General features: G+C 55.0%; 2 protein-coding genes. Both read right to left on the reverse strand.

The genetic code is table 11. From position 1 onward, the window contains the following. Window positions 1-242: 242 nt before the first annotated feature. Window positions 243-2,087 (reverse strand): lytic transglycosylase domain-containing protein, encoded by a 1,845-nt coding sequence (locus tag HMPREF2726_RS02945; protein ID WP_009311092.1) that lies wholly within the window; start codon window positions 2,085-2,087, stop codon window positions 243-245. A gap of 170 nt (window positions 2,088-2,257) precedes the next feature. Further along, window positions 2,258-2,818, reverse strand: coding sequence for an adenine phosphoribosyltransferase (locus HMPREF2726_RS02950; protein WP_070602117.1), 561 nt, complete (start codon window positions 2,816-2,818; stop codon window positions 2,258-2,260). Between the last annotated feature and the right edge of the window lie 154 nt (window positions 2,819-2,972).

A 2,972-nucleotide genomic window follows, 5' to 3' on the forward strand; every position in this document is an offset into this window, starting at 1 on the left:
CTGCGGCTTCGTCGCCTTGTCCTGATTTAAATTTGATCCACTATACAAAGGATTGGGGCAGGTAGCGCAACCAGTTTATTGAAAAGAGCGCGGGATGGCGATGGGGATTAAAGCAGTTGATTCGTTGTTTTTTTGCCATCATCCACACTAAAAAAGGTCGTCTGAAAACATACTTTCAGACGACCTTTTCAAGTTTGGCTTCCGTATCTGTCAATCAATACAATCGGATGCAGCCGCGTCAATCAGTAACGACCCGGAACGGTTCCCATACGCTGTTTCAGCGAGGTTTGCGGCTCATTGAACAGGGATGCGTAGAAGGTCGCGTTGGTCATAACTTTTTTGACGTAGTCGCGGGTTTCGGTGAAAGGGATGGTCTCGGCGTAAATCGCGCCTTCCAGAGGCGTAGAAGCCTGCCAGTTGCGGGCGCGGCCGGGGCCGGCGTTGTAGCCTGCGGTTGCCATCACTTCGTTGTTTTGCAGGCGGCGTTTGGCATCTGCCATGTACCATGTGCCCATGCGGATGTTGCCGTCCATGGTGTAGAGTTCGCTGCTGCTCATGCCGATTTTGCCGGCGATTTCTCGGGCGGTGGCGGGCATAACCTGCATCAGGCCTTGCGCGCCGACGCTGGATTGCGCGCCCATGACGAAGCGGCTTTCTTGGCGGATCAGGCCGTAAACCCAAGCAGGATCGATGCCTGCTTGCGAGGCGTAGCGGACGGTGGTCTCTTTAAACGGAGAGAGGTAGCGCAGGTTGTAGTTGAGTTTGCGCTCGGTCCGGTCGGCGCTGTTGATCGCCATGTCGTAGAACTGGTTTTCAAAGGCAACTTGCGCGGCAGTCAGGAGGTTGTCTTCGTTGAAGTCGCGGGTGGCGAAACGCCATTCTGCCTGCGCCTGACGGCGCATTTTGGCATCGTTGCTGCTTTGGCTGTTTTTAAACAGAACCAGCGCGCGTTTGATGGCGCCGTCGTCTGCCATGCGGCGGACGTCTTTTTTATCGGCGTCGGAAACGTTGTTTTTGGTATTGACGCGGCGGCCGAGCTCTTCACCTGCTAAGACGGCGTAGAAATTGCGTCCGCTTGCGGCGGCTTTTTCATACATTTCTTTAGCACGGCTTTGGTTGCCTTGTGCGGCGTAGCTGCGGCCCAGCCAGTATTGCCAAGTCGGGTCTTTTTGCAGGTTGTCGGGCATTTGTTGGATGATGCCGGACAATTCGTTCCAGCGTTGCAGGCGCAGGGCGGCGCGGGCGTACCATTCAAACTGCTCGTCGGTCAGTTGTTTGCGGTCGGAAACGCGGTTGTAGTAGCTCAACGCGGTTTGCATGTTTTGATTTTGCGCTTGGTAGAGTCCCAATACGCCCCATGCGAAGCTGCTTTGTTCGCGGCTTAAGCCGGATTCCATGCCGGACAGCGTGGAGGCTGCGGAGGAGGATTTGCGCGCGTCTTTGCCGATGACGTTCAAAAGGCTGTATTCGCGCGCACCTTGCGAGCCGCCCTCAAACGGGCTGCCTAAGGCGGCTGCCAAGCTGCGTGCGTCGCTGGTTTGGCTGTTGCTCAACAATCCGCGTACGCGGCGCCATGCGTCGTTGTTGTTCAGACGACCTGCCGATGCCGCGCTTTCGACCAAGCGGGTACAGCCTGCGGGCAGCTTGTTCGTAACGCGCACAAGCTCTGCCGCCATGTTGTAGCTGCCGCTGCTCAGTTCGGCATAACATTGCACTTCTTGCACCCGACCTGCCGCATTCAGCTTTTTGTTTTCTTGGCGGAACACATCCCATTGTCCGCGCGCGCCGAGGCTTTTGAGCCATTCGTTGCGGACGGTTTCAGCCATCGCGCTGTCGCCCGCCTGCGCCAAGAATTGTTGCACCCACATATCGTCGCCGCGTTTGGCAGCGTCCAGCGCGCCTTGATATTGACCGTAATCGGACAATACTTTGGATTCGCCTTCGGCGCGGCGGGCGGGGATGGAGGCGGGTTCGGTCAGAGAAGAGGCAGGCTCTTTGGATGAGGTGTCGTTTTCAGAGACGCACGCCGACAAGACGGCTGCGGCAATCAGGCTGAGCGAGAGGGAAAATATGCGTTGTGCGTTCATTACTTGCCGTATCTTTATTAGAATCAATTAGAACCGTATTTTAAACGATTTGGCGGCATTATCCGAATCTGAAACCGATATTTACATTAACCGCGTAATCAGGGACAACAAAAAGGTCGTCTGAAAAGCGGAATGGCTGTTTCAGACGACCTTTGAGGCATGGGCAAAGTTTACATGCGGCCTTCGTTTTGCAGCAGGGTAAACAGGGGAACGCCGTTTTCGCGGATTTTGCTGCCGCCGATCAAGTCCGTAAATTCCAAAATCGCCGCCGCTTCAACGACTTCGCCGCCGAGTTTTCGGATTAATTCCACGCCTGCGAGCATGGTGCCGCCGGTTGCGACCAGGTCATCGACCAGCAGCACGCGCGCGCCGGGTTTGACCGCGTCTTTGTGGATTTCGACCGTCGCTTCGCCGTATTCCAGCGCGTAGCTTTGCGAAATCGTATCAAAAGGCAGCTTGCCCTTTTTGCGGATGGGGACGAAGCCGACGTTCAACTGATACGCCAACGCCGCGCCGATGATGAAGCCGCGTGCGTCCAAGCCAGCCACGACATCGATTTTCTGACCCATATAGCGATAGACCAGCAAATCCACTAAAAGGCGGAAATATTCCGCGCTTTGAAGTACCGGTGTAATGTCGTGAAATAAAATGCCTTTTTGCGGCCAGTTTTCGATTTTGCGGATTTTGTCCGCCAATGCGGCGACGCCCATCGCCTCAGGATGAACCAACATTTTGCGTGTTCCCAAATGAAAAGTTTTTAACGCGATATTGTAGCCGTCAGACCATCGGTTGCCAAATCCATCGGGGCGGTTTAACCATTCCCCGAAGCATTCATGACATGGCGTACGACACGGTATAGTGGATTAACTTTAAATCAGGACAAGG

The organism is Neisseria sp. HMSC074B07, assembly GCF_001810355.1.
GTDB lineage: Bacteria > Pseudomonadota > Gammaproteobacteria > Burkholderiales > Neisseriaceae > Neisseria.